16 protein-coding genes are annotated in these 18,565 nt (G+C 46.9%); 13 read left to right on the top strand and 3 right to left on the bottom strand.

The annotated features are described in order from the left end of the window. Nucleotides 1-341: 341 nt before the first annotated feature. A complete protein-coding gene (locus tag ACP7H9_RS05090; RefSeq protein WP_011235351.1) occupies nt 342-2,006 on the bottom strand; it encodes a dipeptidyl-peptidase 3 family protein in 1,665 nt (554 codons plus the stop codon). Between the two features lie 97 nt (nt 2,007-2,103). On the opposite strand from ACP7H9_RS05090, the gene ACP7H9_RS05085 reads away from it, so the two are divergent. Then, entirely contained in the window at nt 2,104-2,952 is an 849-nt protein-coding gene (locus ACP7H9_RS05085) for an HDOD domain-containing protein (RefSeq protein WP_011235350.1), read from the top strand. On the opposite strand, the gene rdgC is transcribed toward ACP7H9_RS05085, so the two are convergent. Together rdgC and ACP7H9_RS05075 are read right to left on the bottom strand one after the other, a co-directional pair. Continuing rightward, entirely contained in the window at nt 2,949-3,839 is an 891-nt protein-coding gene (gene rdgC, locus ACP7H9_RS05080; protein ID WP_011235349.1) for a recombination-associated protein RdgC, read from the bottom strand. The genes ACP7H9_RS05085 and rdgC overlap by 4 nt on opposite strands. Before the next feature lie 73 nt (nt 3,840-3,912). Further along, the gene (locus ACP7H9_RS05075) at nt 3,913-5,646 is read right to left on the bottom strand and encodes an ATP-binding protein (RefSeq protein ID WP_439222307.1); all 1,734 of its coding nucleotides are present in this window, start codon (nt 5,644-5,646) and stop codon (nt 3,913-3,915) included. Nucleotides 5,647-5,822: 176 nt separating this feature from the next. On the opposite strand from ACP7H9_RS05075, the gene ACP7H9_RS05070 reads away from it, so the two are divergent. The 12 genes from ACP7H9_RS05070 (at nt 5,823) to ACP7H9_RS05015 (ending at nt 18,560) form a co-directional block, all read left to right on the top strand. Beyond that, nucleotides 5,823-6,617, top strand: coding sequence for a DUF3450 domain-containing protein (locus ACP7H9_RS05070; RefSeq protein WP_110014118.1), 795 nt, complete (start codon nt 5,823-5,825; stop codon nt 6,615-6,617). Between the two features lie 12 nt (nt 6,618-6,629). Next, nucleotides 6,630-8,009: a MotA/TolQ/ExbB proton channel family protein gene (locus tag ACP7H9_RS05065; RefSeq protein WP_439222306.1), complete on the top strand. Its 1,380-nt coding sequence runs from the start codon at nt 6,630-6,632 to the stop codon at nt 8,007-8,009. A 2-nt stretch (nt 8,010-8,011) separates the two neighbouring features. After that, entirely contained in the window at nt 8,012-8,542 is a 531-nt protein-coding gene (locus ACP7H9_RS05060) for a MotA/TolQ/ExbB proton channel family protein (RefSeq protein WP_114981709.1), read from the top strand. 21 nt (nt 8,543-8,563) lie between these two features. Continuing rightward, nucleotides 8,564-8,971 (top strand): ExbD/TolR family protein, encoded by a 408-nt coding sequence (locus ACP7H9_RS05055; RefSeq protein ID WP_253618993.1) that lies wholly within the window; start codon nt 8,564-8,566, stop codon nt 8,969-8,971. After that, complete coding sequence (locus ACP7H9_RS05050) at nt 8,972-9,580, top strand: energy transducer TonB (RefSeq protein ID WP_153849692.1); 609 nt, start codon at nt 8,972-8,974, stop codon at nt 9,578-9,580. It begins immediately after the preceding gene. A gap of 11 nt (nt 9,581-9,591) precedes the next feature. Then, nucleotides 9,592-10,848 (top strand): tetratricopeptide repeat protein, encoded by a 1,257-nt coding sequence (locus tag ACP7H9_RS05045; RefSeq protein WP_439222305.1) that lies wholly within the window; start codon nt 9,592-9,594, stop codon nt 10,846-10,848. Nucleotides 10,849-10,982: 134 nt separating this feature from the next. Then, a complete protein-coding gene (locus tag ACP7H9_RS05040) occupies nt 10,983-11,957 on the top strand; it encodes a porin (protein WP_439222304.1) in 975 nt (324 codons plus the stop codon). Between the two features lie 89 nt (nt 11,958-12,046). Beyond that, on the top strand, nt 12,047-12,964 hold the full coding sequence (locus ACP7H9_RS05035) for an AEC family transporter (RefSeq protein WP_114981713.1): 918 nt from the start codon (nt 12,047-12,049) through the stop codon (nt 12,962-12,964). A gap of 94 nt (nt 12,965-13,058) precedes the next feature. Then, complete coding sequence (gene phoB / locus ACP7H9_RS05030) at nt 13,059-13,745, top strand: phosphate regulon transcriptional regulator PhoB (protein WP_114981714.1); 687 nt, start codon at nt 13,059-13,061, stop codon at nt 13,743-13,745. A 17-nt stretch (nt 13,746-13,762) separates the two neighbouring features. After that, nucleotides 13,763-15,058, top strand: coding sequence for a phosphate regulon sensor histidine kinase PhoR (gene phoR / locus ACP7H9_RS05025; protein WP_273025198.1), 1,296 nt, complete (start codon nt 13,763-13,765; stop codon nt 15,056-15,058). A 97-nt stretch (nt 15,059-15,155) separates the two neighbouring features. Next, complete coding sequence (locus ACP7H9_RS05020; protein WP_273025197.1) at nt 15,156-16,133, top strand: phosphate ABC transporter substrate-binding protein; 978 nt, start codon at nt 15,156-15,158, stop codon at nt 16,131-16,133. A 162-nt stretch (nt 16,134-16,295) separates the two neighbouring features. Then, a complete protein-coding gene (locus ACP7H9_RS05015; RefSeq protein WP_439222303.1) occupies nt 16,296-18,560 on the top strand; it encodes an ABC transporter permease subunit in 2,265 nt (754 codons plus the stop codon). Nucleotides 18,561-18,565: the final 5 nt, after the last annotated feature.

Below are 18,565 nucleotides of genomic sequence, written 5' to 3'. Positions count from 1 at the left end.
ATTGAACCTCCTGTGGCGGAGACGCTACGAGTTCATCCATGAACGCTTGACGAAGGCCATCCTTGGCCTTCGACACTCCGGCACAGGAGATTCAACACTCATAACGCTTACAAGTGAGCAACCGGCCCTATCTGCCACTGGTGTTTGGTGGGATGTTGAGCCACGAGCGCGCCCGACGGCTACGGGAGCTACTGTGGAAGTGTGCAGCGCCATGGATGGCGCTGCACAAGCCCTACAGGGATGTATTCACGGGCGTCCTCCACAGTAGCTCCTGTAGCCTCAGCGCTCTTGGTTCAACATCCCACCTGACATAAATGTCAGGCTACGTATCGCGATGCCAGTTAAAGCCCAAGCACCTCTTTGCCTTGGTCAAAGGTGACGTCAACCGGTATGCCGGCGTCGGTTAGTTTGTCCAGGTCGGCTTTTAGTTGCGGGCTGACAACGCCTAGCGTTGCAACCAGTTCAGCTACGCCGTTGTAGTCGCCGTCGCCCTGCAGTGTCAGTATTTTTTCTGACAGGCTGTTCATGGCTTCGCGCATTTTGTCCATATTAATGGCGTATTGACCGCTGGCGTTACGATCGAAAGCGCCTGCGTCGGCGAAGTAGTTAAAGCGAATCATGTTGGCTTTGCCGTGTGCACTTGAGGCACCAAAACGAACTGAGCGGAAAATACTGGCCATAAAGGTGGTGTAGTAGTCTTTCAGTTCGCCTTCGGCTAAAACGCCTTGCTCAAATAACTGAGTCACCATGTACAGACCCAGAATATCCGCTTTTCCTTCTTCTAAAGCAGAAGCGTGCTCTTTTAATGCTGAACGTACGGTGCCTTTGTCATTCAGGGTATTTTTAATGCCTAAGCCGTGAGCCACTTCGTGGAACATGGTGTTAGCGAAAAAGGCGTTAAAGGTAATGTCTTCACGTTGCTCTGGCACAATGAGTTGCGCGGCAATTGGTACTAGTATTTTATCGAACTTAGCTTGCATGGCATTTTTAAGCTGCAAACGACGTGTGCCTTTTTCTAACTGAACTTCTTCGTCATTAGGCAGGTTAATGGCAATGGTTTTGCTGCCAGCATTTGAATGGCCTGCGTAGTAAACAACATCGTATGCGTTTAGCTGAGCGTTAGCGCCGGGTTTTTCTGCTTTGTAAGCGGGCTCAACCGGTAAACCTTCCTGTAACTGCGGCAGATACTCCGCATACTTTTCCAGACGCTGGCTCCAGGCCTTATCTTTTATTAACACGTAAGACTCAAAAGCGGTTTTGTAACCAAATAAATGGTCCTCATAATTTTCAATAGGACCGATAACCACATCAATATCGTTACCTGTCATGTCCATCCAGGCCATATCGGAAGGTTGGTATTCATTGCTTAAAAAAGCATCGGCGCGCAAACGCAGGTACTCTGAAAAATCTTTGTTTTCTGCTAAATCGGCAGCCTGGCGGAGTAAATCAGCGGCTTTAGTTAAAGACTCTTTATAAGCCTCTGAGTAGGCTACTGTTTTCAATTCGCCTTCATCGTTGCGACGCAACAACGTATATAAACTGTCTTTGTTCGCAAGCTCGGCGTTTTCAAATTCCGTTTTGGTCATGTCGGCAGGGTAAAAGTTAGCGCCTGCAGGTTTGTCTTCAAAACCGGTTAAGAAGGGCTGGTTATTGTTTAGCCTATCCCATGGTCCGTAGTTAATAACAGTAAACTCCCGGGCTTTTTCTTCAACCTGGTTTAAAAGTTTTTGTTTATCACCCGGAAACGCTTGCTGCCAAAATAGGTTGTCCATAATTTTTGACGCGTCTATGAGTAAACCGACCATTTTTTTCTGCTCGTTTGATAAATGCGACAGGTCCGTTTTTAGTTGGTAGGGTGTGTAGATATCAAGTCTTTGTTCTGCCCCCTCAACTAATTCGTAGTTATTTTGTTGTCCGCTATCAGGGTTTTGTGTGGTGGTTTGTGGCTCGCTGCAACCCATTAAAACCAGTGCTAGTGGTGCTAAGCTAAAAAGTGTTTTTTTCATAATATGACGTTTCTAGAAATTGAGTTGTTGTAAAGTTCTGTTAATCTACTTCCAAGCTTTTTCAGAAGCAAGAAAACCATAATAATAAGGAAATAAAATGTCATCGCAAAATGCACTATACATGCTAATTGACGAGCGACTCAGACGTGATGAATTAAAACTTCCCGGCTTACCTGAAACGGCAGAGCAAGTGCGCAACGCAGCCATGGATCCGGACTGCAACCTGCACGATCTCTGTCATATTATTCAGCAAGATACCGCGTTGACAGCACGGCTTATTCGCCTGGCGAATAGTGCGTACCTTGGCGGCAGAAACAAAGCCGAGAGCTTAATGCAGGCGTTAACTCGTATTGGTATGCGGCGCATTCGGACACTGGCATTGGCAATGGCAATGGAGCAGGTGTTTAAGCCGGACAATGACATAGTACAGATGTTTTCTCAGCAGTTTATTGTTGAAAGCAGAGAAATTGCGGCGGCAGCCGTTGTTATAACCGAAGACTTACAACACAGAGGAATTGGGCACCGGCTGCATCAGGACGTTGCATTGTTAGCTGGTATGGTGTCGCGCATTGGCGTTGCCCCAATTTTGCATATGGCGAATGAATTTGAAGACAGTTTCGCCAACCCTTCTTTTATTAAAGAGTGTATTACCCAGTTTAGCTCGACTTTAGGCAGTAATATTCTCAGCTACTGGCAATTTACGCCAAATCTGGTGCAGGTACCGCTGTGCTATTACAACGGCAGAATGACCTTAAATGATGCGATAACCGTGAACTATTGTGACATTGTGCATTTGGCTGGCTTGTTAACCGGAAACGTGAAACCTAATAAGGACAGTGTGACTTTGGTTGAGTATCAAATGCTGGGGGTAATTAAGACCGACGATTTTTGGCAGCAGGAGTCTGTGCAGAAATCCTACCGCCAAATGCTGGACTTGCTCTCTTAGCCAAAAGCTCTCTTTAAATCGTCAAATAGAAGCCCGACTTCGGCACTAACCAGTGCAAAGTCGGCGTCGATTTTTTCTTCCGGACTAGGGTCAACCAAATCATCTTTGGCGTCGAGCAGACGGTCTGTCGGCTTAACTCGTTTCAACGCCATATCCGACTCAATAATGAATTCTAAATTTTCCTGCCATACCAGACCTAAACGAGTGACTTGCTTGCCACCGGCTAAGTGTGCCTGAATGTCCTCACGGGTTAAGTCTTCCTGCTTGCAACGAATAATGCCACCGTCAGCTTGTGGCGAACGCAGTTCGGCTTCATCGCCAAACTCGAATGGGTTTGGTAATTCAGCACTTTGTAACCAGGCCGTCAGGTAAGTTTCAACTGCGTCACTAGGGCTTACCGGGCGCACAGGTAACGAGCCGACCGAACCACGCAACAAACCTAAAAAGTCTTCGGCTTTATTGGCTGCTGATTCATCAATAGCAATAATTTGGCGGTCGAGGTCGATGTAACCCCAGCTTTGGCGAAAACGGCTGAATGCCTGTGGCAGAAGCTGGTGTATTAAATCTTCTTTTAAGTTTTGTTTTTCTTTGCGCGGCACCGAACGGCCTTCAGCTTCACTGATCTGGCGTACCTTTTCATCTAGCTGGGCGTTAACAACCGTGCTGGGAAGTACTTTTTCTTCTCGTTTGGCACACAGCAACCAGCAATTACCCAGGCTGTGAGTCAGTACTTCATTGTCTGCGCCAAAAGGCGAAGACCAGCCAAATGAGCTTTGGTCCGAGCGCGAACAGGGGTGAAAGCTGTGCTCAGATAATTGCTCAGAGAAATCATCAGGCAGGGAAAAGGTTTCGCTGAATTGATAAAAACGAAGATTTTTAAACCACATAGGTAAGCTGTTCCTGTCGCAACAAATAAAACAAAAATAAGGGCAGAGATTGTAGCCCGTTAGGGCTGAGCTGTCAGTTTAAAACCTGTACAGAAAATGAAAAGAAATAGTTTAAACCTTTACCGGGTTCGCTCTCAGCGCTGATTTCACCAGACAGTGTCTGAGTGACCAGGTTTCTGACAATATGCGTACCCAGGCCGCTGCCACCCTGGTCTCTTTTCGTGGTAAAGAAGGGGTCGAATAACCGCTTAAGTTGAGCTTCGGATAAACCATTACCATTGTCAGAATAGTGCACCTGAAGAGTTTCGCCATCAAGCCGGATAGAAATGATCATAAGGCCTTCACTAATCCCGTCAAAGGCGTGGCGTAGCGAGTTAAGAATCAGATTCGTGAAAATTTGCGATAAAGCGCCGGCCGGGCAGCGTATGAAAATGTCATCGGCACATTCAAGACGCACCTGATGGTTGGTCTTTTTAAGATGAGGCTGCAAAGACTGAACTAAGTCTTCGATATAACTTTTCAGGTTAATGTCGCGGATAGCGTCCGACGCCTGGTCGACAGCCACTTGTTTAAAGCTGCTAATAAGATCGGACGCGCGGTGCAGGTTGCTGTCCAGTAAGTTAAGGCTTTCGCGGCCTTCTTCTATAAACTTCTTCAGTTGCGTTTGCGTCAGTTCTTTATTAAGCAGCGACTGATCCAGAGTGTCGAGTTTTTCGCGTAAGTAAGAAGACGCCGTAACGCTAATACCTATGGGCGTATTCACGTCGTGCGTAATACCGGCAACCAGCCCCCCCAGCGAAGCCATTTTTTCCGATTCAATAAGTTGTTGCTGAGTTTCCCGCAGGTTATTAAGGGAGGACTCCAGCCGCTGGTTAGACTGGCGCAATGTGTTTTCAATTGCACGGCGCTGGCCAACTTCGCGCTCCAGTTTTTCCTGGCGCATTTCCAGCTCGTTCTTGCGTTGCTCAAGGTCAAGCATAACCTGACTTAAACTGGATGTTTTGCGCGCCACTTCCTGTTCAAGTATGGCATTTTGTTCATCCAGCTGGCGGTTAGCGGCTTTAAGTTTCTTTTGGGTACGGTCCAGATCCGACTGATATTCTTCAATATTGTCCAGCAGCTGGTTATAGGCCTGCTCGACCAGCACCAGTTCATTGTTGTGCTGGTCGTCTAAGCGAATTCTGGAGCGCTCTAAGTTATCCAGCCGGAACCCTTTAATTTGCTGAGTTAAGTCACTTAGTGGCCGGTTCAGCATGCGGTTAAAGGCAATAGTGAAAAGCACAATAAGGAAGATACTTTTAATAATGGCGTTACCGATAATAAAGCCAAGGCTCACTTTAATACGGTCAATAGCAATGTCGCGGGTCGAAAACAGGCTGACATCACCCACTTTGGTGGAGTGGCCCGAAAATTCAAATATGAGTGAATCGTAGTAGCCAAAAATACCGTTGCGTTCCGGCAGAAGAGCACCTTCGCTATTGTCGTCAGGCAAGTCGCTCATAGTTGTGGTTTCGCCCAGCTGCACCAAAATATTACCGGCATCGTCGCGGATAAGAACCCCGGCAATAGCGGGAATACTAATAAGGCCGTCGGCAATGGTATCAATTTGATTGCTGTTAAACTCCCAAAGCGAACGAGTAAGAGAGCCATTAAAGGTGCTTTGCTGGTTTTGCAGTTCGGCAATCAGTACCCGTTTAGTATCAAAGTATTCGGCTCCAATTTGTATCGCGGTCACAATTAACGTCAACAAAAAGTAGACGGAAAGCACACGAGTTAATAAGGAGGATGAAATACTTTTGATTGCCATAGACTGAGGTCAACGAGTTGTACAGATAGGGATAAACTAATTCATTGACTGAAATAACGCAATAAAGCAATCCGGCCAATAAAAAGCACTGACACAAAAATGACATATTACAGTCATTAAGCTGTCACGAAAAGTCACTAAAGTCGCCACAAATTAATTCACAAAGGTCATAACTTATGAAGTTAATTACTTCTGCTGGCGCTTTAGCTGTTGCAGCCTTAGTCGCGGCTCCGGCTTATTCGCAACAGGACACACTGGAACCTGTGGTTGAGCAGGCTTCCTCTATCAATGAATCTGCTCGTCAGTCGCAGCTGACTATAGACCAAATTTCCGATGATATGCAGGAACGACTGCAACAGTATAAACGCATCATGAAAGAAATTGATGGGTTAAAGGTTTATACCGCACAAGTCGAGCAGCAAATCGATAGTCAGGAAAGCGAAAAAAGCGACATCAATAACTCTATTGATCAGGTCAGTTATGTTGAGCGTCAAATTACTCCCTTGATGTTACGTATGATTGACTCGCTTGAGTCTTTTGTTGAATTGGATGTGCCGTTTTTGCAGATAGAGCGAAGTGAACGCTTACAGCAGCTGAACGACCTGATGGAAAGAGCTAACGTTGACGTTTCTGAGAAGTTTCGTCGGGTTATGGAAGCTTACCAGATAGAGGCTGACTACGGTCGCAACATTGAAGCTTATACCGCCGAGCACGAAATTGATGGTCAGCAACAAGACGTCACCTTCCTGCGTGTGGGTCGTGTCGCGTTAATTTATAAAACCCGCGACGGTGAACATCTTGGATTGTGGAATCAGGAAACGCGCAGTTGGGAAGAGCTTGATAGTAAGCACTTACCTGCAGTTGAAGAAGCTATTCGTATTGCCAGAAAACAACTGGCACCAGATTTACTGATGATGCCTTTGTTCGCAAATAAATCGACCAGTTCCACTAACAACAGCGCCGGGCAATAAGGGGTGATAGCCATGAGATTAAGTAAGCATATTGCAAAATGGTTTTCAGCGACGGTATTGGCAGTCACTTCTGTTACCGCCTTAGCAGCACCAGCTCCGCAAGACCCAATTAACCTGGATGAGCTTTTGCAGCAACTGCAACAGGGAAAGTTTTCTCAGTCGCAGAACAACAAAGAACGTGAACAGCGCTTTCGTGAAAGAGAGCAAGAACAAAAAGCCATGCTTGAGGCCGCTATTGCCGAGCGCAATCGTCTGGAACAACGAGCGGAACAACTGGAAACTCAGTTCGAGCAGAACGAAGTTGATTTGGGCAACCTGAGCGATACTTTAACGCAGCGTATGGGCTCACTAAAAGAGCTATTCGGTGTGCTGCAGCAGGTAGCTAACGATGCCTCCAGTAACTTTGAAAACTCAGTTATTTCTGCTCAGTTCCCTAACCGTGCCGAGCGGTTATCCGAACTTGCTGAACGTATGGGGTCTTCGTCTAAGCTGGCCTCTATTGAAGACATTGAAAGTGTCTGGTTTGCGTTACAACAGGAAATGACCGAGTCAGGTAAAATTGCGGAATTTACCACTCAGGTAACTGAGGCCGATGGTGACAAAGAAGAGCAACAAGTGGTTCGTGTTGGTTCGTTTAACTTAGTGTCAGACGGCAAATACCTGGAGCGTATGAGTTCTACCGGCTCGGTTGCTGAGCTGGTTCGTCAGCCATCAGGACGTTACCTCAGTACCGCAGAAGAAATTCAGCAAACTGACAGCGGCGTTGTGACTTTTGGCCTTGACCCCACCGGTGGTTCAATTCTGAGTCTGTTAGTTCAGGCGCCAAGTTTGGGGGAACGTATTGATCAGGGTGGAACCGTTGGTTACATCATTTTAGCACTGGGTGCTATTGGTCTGCTGTTTGCACTGGAACGCTTTGTCTCGCTGATGCTGCTGGGTAATAAAGTGAAGCGTCAGCTGAAAAAAGATAAGCCGAGCGATGATAACCCGCTGGGCCGGGTGATGTTGCTGAAAGAAAAGTATCCGCAGGCTGACACTGAAACCCTGGAATTGAAGCTTAGCGAAGGTATTTTACGCGAAGTGCCTAAAATCACCCGCAACCTGACGTTTATTAAGATTATTTCAGTAGTCGCACCGCTGATGGGTCTGCTGGGAACCGTAACCGGTATGATCAATACCTTCCAGGCTATTACCTTATTTGGTACGGGCGACCCGAAACTAATGGCTGGCGGTATTTCGCAGGCATTGGTAACAACGGTGCTGGGTCTGGTGGTTGCGATTCCAATGACGTTACTGTTCGCGACTTTGCATACGCGTAGCAAAAACCTGATTCATATACTGCAGGAACAAGCATCCGGCATTATCGCGGAGCGGTCTGAGCGAGGAGAGTAACCGTGTTATTCCTCATTGAATTCAGTAATGCAATTAGAGACTTCATCGAGGCCGGCGGACAAGTTCTGCTGGTCATCGGAATCCTCATTTTTACTATGTGGCTGATGATTCTTGAACGCATTTTTTATTATCTCAACGGGCACCGTACAAATGTAAAAGAAACGCGGCAACGTTGGCAGCAGCGTGAAGACAAGTCGTCCTGGAACGCAGAGCAAATTCGGCAGGCAATGATTTCCCGCGTGAGTCTGGCATTAGGTGGAAACCTACCGGTGATAAAAGCGTTAGTTGCACTGTGCCCTCTGCTGGGTCTGATGGGTACCGTAACCGGCATGATCGAAGTGTTTGATGTGATGGCTGTGACCGGAACTGGCAGTGCCCGCTCCATGGCGTCGGGTGTTTCTAAAGCCACCATTCCGACTATGGCGGGTATGGTTGGTGCCTTGTCGGGAGTGTTTGCCGCAACCTGGCTACAACGCACCACACGTCGTGAACGCATGAAGCTGGAAGATAAAATTTTATTGGAACGTCACTAAGGTGATGTCGAGGACAGGATTATGAAGCAGCATTTTGCCAATTTAATTGAAGAAGAAGAAAGTGCTATCGATATGACACCGATGCTGGACGTGGTGTTCATTATGTTGATTTTCTTCATTGTCACGGCTTCTTTCGTGAAAGAAGCGGGTATTGATGTGAACCGCCCTGATGCGGCTACCGCAGTGCAGAAAGACCGCGCCAATATCTTAATCGCAATAAGCGAAAACAACGAAATTTGGATTGATAAACGCCAGGTGGATGTACGGGCAGTGCAGGCTAACATAGAGCGTTTGTACGCGGAGAACCCGCAGGGGTCTGTGGTGATTCAGGCGGATCAGGAATCAAACACCCGGGTGTTAATTAAGGTAATGGATGCAGCCCGCTCGGCGGGGGTTTACGACGTTTCTGTAGCAACGGATGAAGAGTAAATGATGAGATTCCTGGCAGCATTACTGGTTGCAGCTTTTGTCACCATTGGTTTGTTTTACCTGATGCAGTCCTTGATCAGTGGTGGCGAAGGGGCAATGAGCGAACCGCCGCGAGGCAGCGTGCTGGACTTTGTGCGCACGCCTGAACCTGAAGAAGTGCAGGAAAAGGAGCGCAAACCTGAACGCCCTCCGGAACCCGAGCAGCCACCGGAGGACTTACCTCAGCCGCAGATGAACAATGATATTGCGGAAACTGATGGTGGGGCGGGTTATGACTTTTCCGCGAATATGGACAGCGGTGCCGACATTGGCAGTGGCATGTCGTTGCAGGCAAGCGACGGCGAGTATCTGCCTATTGTGAAAGTTCAGGCTGCGTATCCTCGCCGGGCATTGCAGCGTGGTATAGAAGGTTACGTGGTGGTGGAGTTTACTGTAACAAAACAGGGCTCGGTACGTGATCCTATCGTGGTCGAAGCTGACCCCGAAGGAATTTTCGATCAGGCCGCGATGGATGCCGTACTGAAGTTTAAATACAAACCTCGGGTGATTGATGGCGAGGCGGTGGAAGTGGACGGTGTTCGCAACCGCATGACCTTTGAAATGAACTGATTGGGTGACTTATGAAATTTAAACTCATTGCTTTTGCGGCTTGCAGTTGCTGGCTGGCTTTTGCCCACCCGGTGCTGGCACAACAGACTGAACGGGTTCCGGCGTTACGGGAAAAAGTATACGGACAATTGGCCCGCGCTCAGGAGCAGGCGGATAATGGCAACCTCGCCGAAGGTATTTCGATACTGGGCGAAGTGGCAGAAAAAGCCGATAGTATGAACAGCTACGAACGCGCCATGATGTGGAACTTTTACGGTTTCATGTATTACGAGCAGGGCAATACCAAAGAGGCTATTAACTACTTTGAAAAGGTTGTGAAAGAGTCGCCTATTCCTGAATCTTTGGAAAAAAGCACGCTGTACAGCCTGGCTCAACTTGCCTTAAGTGATGGCCAGTTCCAGCGCGCAATTAGCTTTTTAGACCAATGGGAAGGCCTTGCGGAAGAAGGTGAGATGGGTAAAGCCTGGGTGTTAAAAGCACAAGCTTATTACCAGGCTGATAAACACCGGGAAGCTTTGTCTCTAATTGATAAAGCCATTGCAGCTGTCGATGCAGAAAACAAAATACCAGATGAAAACTGGTTGATTTTAAAACGCGCATTGCACTACGAGCTGGAGCAGCCAGAGCAGGTTGCCAAAGTCATGGAGCGTTTAGTGACCAGTTACAGCAAGCCGGAGTATTGGGTACAACTGGCTGGTGTTTACGCGCAGTTGGAACAGGACGAGAAACAGCTGGCGGTACTGGAAGCCGCGCATCAACAGGGGTATATCGAAACAGGCAGTGAGTGGCGGCAGTTAGCTCAGGCTTATTACTTTAATGAATTGCCGTACAAAGCGGCAGAAACCATGCAGGAAGCTATGTCTAAAGGCAAAGTTGATGCCTCTGTCGATAACCTGAAATTTGTGGGTCAGGCCTATACTCAGGCTAAAGAGAATGAAAAAGCCATTAGTGCCTATAAGAAAGCTTCGGAAAAAGTTGAACACGGAAACTTTGCGGCGCAAATAGCTCAGCTGTATTTAACTTTGGATAACAATGAAGCCGCTGTGGAATATGCAGAACAGGCCTTTAATAGAGGTGATCTGGATAACGAAGGGAATCTGTATCTGGCTGAAGGCATGGCCTTACTGAATTTAAAGCGTTACGACCAGGCTATTGAATCTTTTAAGCAGGCAGCTGAAATTGAAGGGGCGGAACGCTCTGCCAAACAATGGCTTAAATACGCGAAAAGTCAGCATAAGCAGCAACAGCAAATGGCAAACTTACAATAAGCGAGTATTTATAACCTTATCCCAACAATAGTTTCATGTGATTGACTAAAAAACGAAAAAAACTGTAATAATCTTTTCATTCATTATAATGTGCGCGAAATTTATACAGTTTTAATGTTTTTTGGGTGAGGATAATGATGAATAAATACTCGGTTCCGTTACTGGTTGCTGCCACCGCAGCCAGCTTTTCGGCTTTTGCAAATAATGATGACAGTTTAACGGTATACGGCCGGGCAAATGTTTCGTTTCAAAGTAATGACTACGGTTTTGGTTCTGAAACCGAGGTGGTGAGTAATTCATCGCGCTTTGGTTTTAAAGGTGCCAGCGAACTGGAGTCTGATTTAGAAGTTTTTTATCAAATTGAGTTTGGTGTTGATTTAGCTGACTCAGATGATGACGAAGACGCAGTGACTAACCGTGAACAGGTTGTCGGCTTGCGCGGTAACTTTGGTAAAGTGATGATAGGTCGTTACGATACCTTTCTGAAGGACTCTCAGGGTTCAGTCGATGAGTTTAAAGATTTTGAAGCTGACTTAAAAAGTTTGTTCAAGGGTGAGAATCGCCCGGACAATACTTTGACTTATTATTCTCCTTCTTATCAGGGGTTTAGTTTTGGTGTTACTTACATAGCGTCAGAAGATGACAATGTTGATGACGGCTTTTCGTTCGGTCTGTTGTACGGTGACAGCAAGCTAAAGAAAACCAAGTACTACGCTGCGCTAGCCTTTGATCGCGACGTGAATGGTTATGATGTTACTCAGTTAACAGGTGCCACTAAATTTGGAAAAACTCGGGTTGGTGTTGTACTGCAGCAATTTGAAACCATCAATGGGTCATACGACTCTGACGGTTACCTGATCAGTGCTGCTCACCCATATGATAACTGGGTTTTTAAAGCGCAGTATCAGGCCATAGATGATGACACAGATAATGACGCTTCATTATCTGTGGGTGCCGATTACTTCTTCAGCGGCGACACTCGCGTTTATGCCTGGTACACCGGCCGTGAGTGCGACATCAGCCTCTATTCTACTAAGGGTTGCGGCGCAACACCGGGTATCGAGCAAGACTTCTTTGCTGTAGGTATCCGCCACGACTTTTCCTGGTAATCGTTTTCTACTAAAGAAAAACACAAAAGTAGCCTGACACTCTTTGTCAGGCTACACTATAGCGGTCACTCTCAACCTATCTGCACGCTATGATCAACCTCGCTGTATTGGGGCTCTATTTACTTATTGGTTTTATCCTGAAGCGTACCGGCAAATGCCCGGACAACACAGCGCAAGTTCTCAATCTCTACGTTATTTACGCTGCCTTACCCGGCGTTATATTCAGTAAAGTTCCGGCTCTGGAGTTTTCTACTGATCTGCTGATTCCGGTTGTTATTCCCTGGATTCTTTTAGCCTTTAGTGCTGTTTTTATATGGTTGTTAGGGCGAGCCTTTAAATGGCCCCGGGAAGTGGTCGGCGCGTTACTTATTTGTGTGCCACTGGGCAACACTTCGTTCTTTGGTTTCCCAATGATAGAAGCCTTTTACGGCAGTGACGCTATTGTCTACGGCTTACTGTACGACCAGTTTGGTTCCTTTTTTGGTCTGGCAATTTACTCGACCATTGTTATCGCTTTGTACCGTGAACAGGACGATAAACCCACAGTGGGCAGTGTTACCCGTCAAATTATGACGTTTCCGCCGTTTATTGCGCTAATTATTGCGTTGTTAACAAAATCTTTGGTTTATCCGGAAGTTTTTCAGCGGCTAATTGACTCGTTGGCGGTGACATTAGTGCCGGTCATTATGATAGCGGTGGGTTTTCAGTTGAAATTCCGCTTGCCTAAGGGCAGTAAAACACCATTAACTATCGGTTTATTGACGAAACTGGTCCTAATGCCTCTGGTCACCGTTGGCTTATTGTATGGTTTTGGTTTTGACAGCACGTTGGTACAGGTCACCATTTTTGAAAGTGCCATGCCACCTATGATAACGGCGGGCGCAGTGGCTATCATGGCGGGGCTGGCGCCGCGTTTATCGGCGGCTATGGTCGGCTACGGTATCTTATTTGCTTTTGTTTCCTTACCTATTGTTTACCAATTATTGCAGTTACTCTCTGCGCATTGATATAAGAAATTTTACAGAGATGTGTCCCAATTCATAAAAGTGTCATATTCTTTGGTAATAATTGAACCATCAGTTCATATTAGGGAAACAATGCATGTCACGTAGAATTCTAATTGTTGAAGATGAAGCGCCTATTCGTGAGATGTTGAGCTTTGTTATGGAACAACACGGTTATCAAGCTGTGGAAGCCAACGACTTTGACGCTGCTGTCGATAAAATTGCTGAACCATATCCGGACATGGTGTTGCTAGACTGGATGCTTCCGGGGGGCTCAGGCCTGCAGCTGGCAAAAAAAATTAAAGGCGACGATTTTACCCGTAATATTCCTATCATAATGCTGACAGCAAGAGGTGAGGAAGAGGATAAAGTTAAAGGCCTGGAAGTGGGCGCTGATGACTATATTACCAAACCTTTTTCTCCTAAAGAGCTCATGGCTCGCATGCGTGCCGTTTTTCGCCGTGTTGCGCCAACGGTGCTTGATGAACCGCTGGAAGTTGAAGGCTTAAAACTTGATCCTGTCTCGCACCGTATTTCGGTCGAAGACAAAGCTGTTGATATGGGTCCGACAGAGTTTAAGTTACTGCACTTCTTTATGACACATCCTGAGCGCGTATACAGCCGTGAACAGCTGCTTGACCATGTCTGGGGCACTAACGTCTATGTTGAAGACCGGACTGTCGATGTTCATATCCGGCGCTTGCGTAAAGCCCTGACCGAACATGGTTACGACCGTTTGATTCAGACGGTTCGTGGAGTTGGCTATCGTTTTTCAAGTCGCTAAGTTCAGGCTAATTTAGTATGGACAGGAACTACTCTAACTGGCAGTCACTGACCAGTCTTGGCCTATTTCTGCTGCCGTTTTTGTTTATTGGCTGGCTGTTTGACCTGTTCTGGCCGGTCATGGCTCTGGCGTTATTAGGGCTGGTCTGCTGGCATTATTATTATCAGCAAAAACTCATTAAATGGTTGTGGCAAAGCCGCACTCTCATGCCGCCGTCTGCGCCGGGTAGTTGGTCGTATATTTACGATGGTATTTATCGCTCGCAGCGACGCAGTCAGAAAAGACGTAAATCTTTAGCTCGCTTATTACGACGTTTTCGTGAAGCTGCTGAAGCTTTGCCTGACGCTGCTATTGTGTTCCGTGCCGACGGAGCATTGCTGTGGAGTAACAAGCTGGCGCAGTTTTATTTTGGTTTGCGTTGGCCGGATGACGCCGGACAGCGGTTATCAAACCTGATTCGGCATCCTGAATTCTATGCCTACCTGAACGCCGGTAATTTTGACGAAGAACTGACTATTCCGTCGCCCATTCGTGACAGCCTGGATATTGAAATTCGCATTATGCCGTACAGTGAAGACCAGTTTCTTCTGGTTGCCCGTGACGTAACTCAGGTAAAACGTCTGGAGAACTTACGTCGTGAATTTGTGGCAAACGTGTCTCACGAACTGAAAACGCCGCTGACAGTATTGCAGGGTTATCTGGAAATGATGGATGAGCCCCAACAGACGCCGCCGGCCATGCTGAAAAAAGCCGTCGAGAACATGAATGCGCAAAGCACCCGCATGGCCAACCTGGTGGACCAACTGCTTACGCTGTCGCGCATGGAAACGCCAAGTAACGATGTCTTTGACCACGAAGTGGATATGCCGGCTTTGCTGGAACAGTTAGAGTCTGAAGCGAAGCGTTTAAATGAAGCGAAACAGCATAAGATTGAGTTTGACGTTGCACCCGTGCGGATTTACGGCAAAGAAAATCTGCTGCGCAGTGCGATGCAGAATTTAATAACCAATGCTATTAATTACACACCCAACGGAGGTGAAATAAAAGTCACCTGGAAAACCGTAGCCGGTGGTGTTGAGTTTAGCGTGAAAGATAACGGTAAAGGCATTGCTGCAGAACACTTGCCGCGCCTGACCGAGCGTTTTTACCGGGTTGAGGATGATCGCAACAGTGCCAGCGGTGGCACCGGCTTAGGGCTGTCGATAGTGAAGCACGCAATAGAACATCACAACTCGCAATTAGACATTAATAGCTCGCTGGAAAAAGGCAGTCGCTTTTCATTTCGAATACCGAGTGGGCTATTAGTCAGTTAGTCATAAAATTTTCATATTGTCATAAAGCTGTCACATAACCGTCTTAAACTGACCATAATTCGAAAACAGTTCAATAACCCTTAGAGGTGAATACACTATGTTTCAATCAACTTTGAACAAGACATTAACCGGTTTAGTGGTTGCAGGTTCACTGGCGTTCAGCTCGTTAGCTGCGGCAACTGACGATTTACCAGAATACGAAAAAGTCAGCGGTTTATCAGGCAACTTGTCGTCAGTGGGTTCTGATACCCTGGCTAATATGGTGACCTTCTGGAGTGAAGAGTTTAAGCGTAACTACCCAAGCGTAAACATTCAGGTTCAGGCGGCAGGTTCTTCAACAGCGCCTCCGGCCTTAACTGAAGGCACATCAAACTTCGGTCCTATGAGCCGTGCAATGAAGTCAAAAGAAATAGAATCTTTTGAAAAACGCCACGGTTACAAACCAACTCCGGTTCGCGTTGCAATTGACGCCTTAGCGGTATTTGTACATAAAGATAACCCTATTGAAGGTCTGACGATTCCAGAAGTTGATGCAATATTTTCATCAACTCGTAAGTGCGGCCTGAATCAACAAGTGAACCGCTGGGGCGACCTCGGCATGGAAGATGAGTGGGCTAGCCGTGACTTACAGCTTTATGGCCGTAACTCGGTATCCGGCACCTACGGTTATTTTAAAGAAATAGCATTATGCGACGGCGACTTCCGTTCGAGCGTGAACGAGCAGCCGGGTTCAGCGTCTGTGGTGCAGTCAGTTTCTACCTCAATTAATGCGATTGGTTATTCCGGCATAGGCTATGTGACGTCAGGCGTTAAAGCGGTACCTATCGCTAAAGCCGAAGGTCAGGAGTTTATTGGTGCAACCGCTGAAAATGCGTTGGCAGGTCAGTATCCATTAGCTCGCTTCCTGTACATTTATGTGAATAAGCATCCGACGAAACCTTTGGGTAAAGCGGAAGGCGAGTTCCTGCGCATGATTTTGTCAAAAACAGGTCAGGATATTGTCAATAAAGACGGTTACATCGGGTTACCAAATGCGGTAGTTAAAGCCGAACTGAAGAAGCTTGGCTTAGAGTAATTTTTCCCTGAAAACGAATAGCCGGTAGCTTGCTGCCGGCTTTTTTTATAACTATTACTGCATTATTAAGAAAATATGACAGTGGTGTAACAATACTGTCACATTATTCAACTAAACTGTCTGCAGACTTTTAGTAACGCGTATTCAAACTTGAGGTTTCTGATGGCATCACTGTCAGCTCAACAACTAGCCGCTAATCGGGGCCGATTATTTAAAGATCGTGCCGCACGCTATGGTGTCACCTTAGGTGGTATTATGGTGTTGGTAGCGCTGTTGCTTATCTTTTTCTATCTACTTTATGTTGTCCAGCCTATATTCCGCTCAGTTGATTTAACTGAACAACAAAGCTTTTCTTTGCCAAACAGCGAAGGAGTCAGTGCTGTTGGTATGGAAGAGCAAGCCGAAATAGGATACCGCCTGATGCGTTCAGGGGAGTTCCAGTTTTTCGCTTTAAGTGATAAGCGAGCAGCAAACCGTGAAGCGGGCGATATAATCAGCTCTAAAGCAATTGTAGAAGCTGATAAAGTGACCAGTTTCGCAACTAGCTTGCCGGTTAATAAACAGTATGCGTATGGACTGGATGATGGGTCCGCGGTAGTCGTCGAGCCTAAGTTCAGGGTGACTTTTGCTGAAGACCCGAAAACTGGTATAGCCGAGCGTACCATTACCCCAAGAGTTGAAGTGCTTAATAATGGTGACCCTCTTACCGTAGCTGAAAATGGCCAGCCTTTAGAAAAGCTCGCTTACGATACCGATGGTGAAGCGATGTTGTTTGCTGCGGTGCAGAATGGCAACAATCTATTAATTACCAAGTACGCTGCTGAAGAAAACTTTATGACCGGTGAGGTCAGCTTAAAGCCAACTTTTAGCCAGGTCAGCCTTAACGGTAGTATCGATGACCTGGTGGTTACTCCTGATTTGCGTCAGGTGATGGCGCGTCGGGGCAACCGAATTCACGTGTTTGACGTCGGGTTAACCGGCAACGTCACCGAACGGGAATTGATGATAATTGATGCGCGCGAGCAAGGAGACGCCACCGGTATGTACCTGCTTGCGGGTGCCAGCTCTATTTTAGTTACCCACGACTCCGGGCTCATTACTCAGTGGTTCCAGGTATCAACTGATCAGGGGCGCGAGTATCAGTACATTCGTTCTTTTGATGTCGGCTCTCCGGTTGAAAACATTGAAGTAGAATATTATCGCCGGACCTTCTACACGGTTTCTGAAAATGGCGACCTAGGCATTTTTCATACGACCTCAGAAGCCGATCTCTATCGCGGTAACCCATTAGAGTCCAAGCTGCAAAACGTTATGGTCGATCCGCGAGCTAATTATCTTATTATGCAAAGTGGCGACCGCTTCAGTGTTTTCGATGTTGATAATGAACACCCTGAGGTAACCTGGAGCGCTATGTGGCAGGAAGTCTGGTACGAAGGTTACCCAGAGCCTGACTACACGTGGCAGTCAACCTCCGGCTCCGATGACTTTGAATCTAAATTCAGTTTGGTGCCTATTTCTTTCGGTACTATTAAAGCTGCCGCCTACGCAATGTTGTTCGCAGTGCCTATTGGCTTAGCTGCAGCGGTTTACACAGCCTATTTCATGTCGCCTTCGGTACGTAAATACGTAAAGCCGACGGTAGAAATTATGGAAGCTTTGCCTACCGTTATCCTTGGTTTCCTGGCTGGCCTCTGGTTGGCACCGATTATAGAGATGTACCTGCCCGGGCTAATAGCCGTTCTGCTGCTGGTACCCGCGACAATAATATTGACCGCATTTTTATGGTCAAAGCTGCCGCCGAATATTCGTAACACCGTAACCGACGGGCGCGCTGCGTTGTTGCTTATACCCATTATTTTGCTGGTTGGCTGGTTCTCCTTTGGCCTGAGTCCCTGGGTTGAGGAAGTTCTGTTTGACGGTAATGTGCGTGGCTATTTAACCAATGAACTAGGCATAACCTTTGACCAACGTAACTCGCTGGTTGTGGGTATCGCCATGGGCTTTGCGGTTATTCCAACCATCTTCTCTATTGCCGAAGATGCGGTATTCAGTGTGCCTAAGCATTTATCTAATGGCTCTCTGGCATTGGGTGCTACCCCATGGCAGACACTGACTAAAGTCATTTTGTTAACTGCAAGTCCGGGAATTTTCTCGGCGGTTATGATGGGTCTGGGGCGCGCTGTGGGCGAAACCATGATTGTTCTGATGGCTACCGGTAATACGCCAATTATGGACTGGAACATCTTCGAAGGTATGCGCACCTTATCTGCCAACATTGCGGTCGAGATGCCGGAATCTGAGGTTGGTAGCTCGCACTACCGAATCTTGTTCCTGGCAGCTTTTGTGCTGTTCATATTTACCTTCTTCTTTAACACCATTGCTGAATTTGTCCGTCAACGCTTGCGTGACAAATACAGCTCGATGTAATTCCG

The sequence above is a fragment of the Idiomarina sp. ST20R2A10 genome, from assembly GCF_051842345.1.
In the GTDB taxonomy this organism is placed as follows: domain Bacteria; phylum Pseudomonadota; class Gammaproteobacteria; order Enterobacterales; family Alteromonadaceae; genus Idiomarina; species Idiomarina loihiensis.
The sequence above is the reverse complement of the archived record's forward strand: the minus strand, read 5'-3'. Positions and strand labels throughout refer to the sequence as shown.

Bases quoted from the DNA above. Each gene is read 5' to 3' on its own strand.
- ACP7H9_RS05090 (WP_011235351.1), bottom strand. From the start codon at position 2,006: ATGAAAAAAACACTTTTTAGCTTAGCACCACTAGCACTGGTTTTAATG.
- ACP7H9_RS05085 (WP_011235350.1), top strand. From the start codon at position 2,104: ATGTCATCGCAAAATGCACTATACATGCTAATTGACGAGCGACTCAGA.
- rdgC (WP_011235349.1), bottom strand. From the start codon at position 3,839: ATGTGGTTTAAAAATCTTCGTTTTTATCAATTCAGCGAAACCTTTTCC.
- ACP7H9_RS05075 (WP_439222307.1), bottom strand. From the start codon at position 5,646: ATGGCAATCAAAAGTATTTCATCCTCCTTATTAACTCGTGTGCTTTCC.
- ACP7H9_RS05070 (WP_110014118.1), top strand. From the start codon at position 5,823: ATGAAGTTAATTACTTCTGCTGGCGCTTTAGCTGTTGCAGCCTTAGTC.
- ACP7H9_RS05065 (WP_439222306.1), top strand. From the start codon at position 6,630: ATGAGATTAAGTAAGCATATTGCAAAATGGTTTTCAGCGACGGTATTG.
- ACP7H9_RS05055 (WP_253618993.1), top strand. From the start codon at position 8,564: ATGAAGCAGCATTTTGCCAATTTAATTGAAGAAGAAGAAAGTGCTATC.
- ACP7H9_RS05050 (WP_153849692.1), top strand. From the start codon at position 8,972: ATGATGAGATTCCTGGCAGCATTACTGGTTGCAGCTTTTGTCACCATT.
- ACP7H9_RS05045 (WP_439222305.1), top strand. From the start codon at position 9,592: ATGAAATTTAAACTCATTGCTTTTGCGGCTTGCAGTTGCTGGCTGGCT.
- ACP7H9_RS05040 (WP_439222304.1), top strand. From the start codon at position 10,983: ATGATGAATAAATACTCGGTTCCGTTACTGGTTGCTGCCACCGCAGCC.
- ACP7H9_RS05035 (WP_114981713.1), top strand. From the start codon at position 12,047: ATGATCAACCTCGCTGTATTGGGGCTCTATTTACTTATTGGTTTTATC.
- phoB (WP_114981714.1), top strand. From the start codon at position 13,059: ATGTCACGTAGAATTCTAATTGTTGAAGATGAAGCGCCTATTCGTGAG.
- phoR (WP_273025198.1), top strand. From the start codon at position 13,763: ATGGACAGGAACTACTCTAACTGGCAGTCACTGACCAGTCTTGGCCTA.
- ACP7H9_RS05020 (WP_273025197.1), top strand. From the start codon at position 15,156: ATGTTTCAATCAACTTTGAACAAGACATTAACCGGTTTAGTGGTTGCA.
- ACP7H9_RS05015 (WP_439222303.1), top strand. From the start codon at position 16,296: ATGGCATCACTGTCAGCTCAACAACTAGCCGCTAATCGGGGCCGATTA.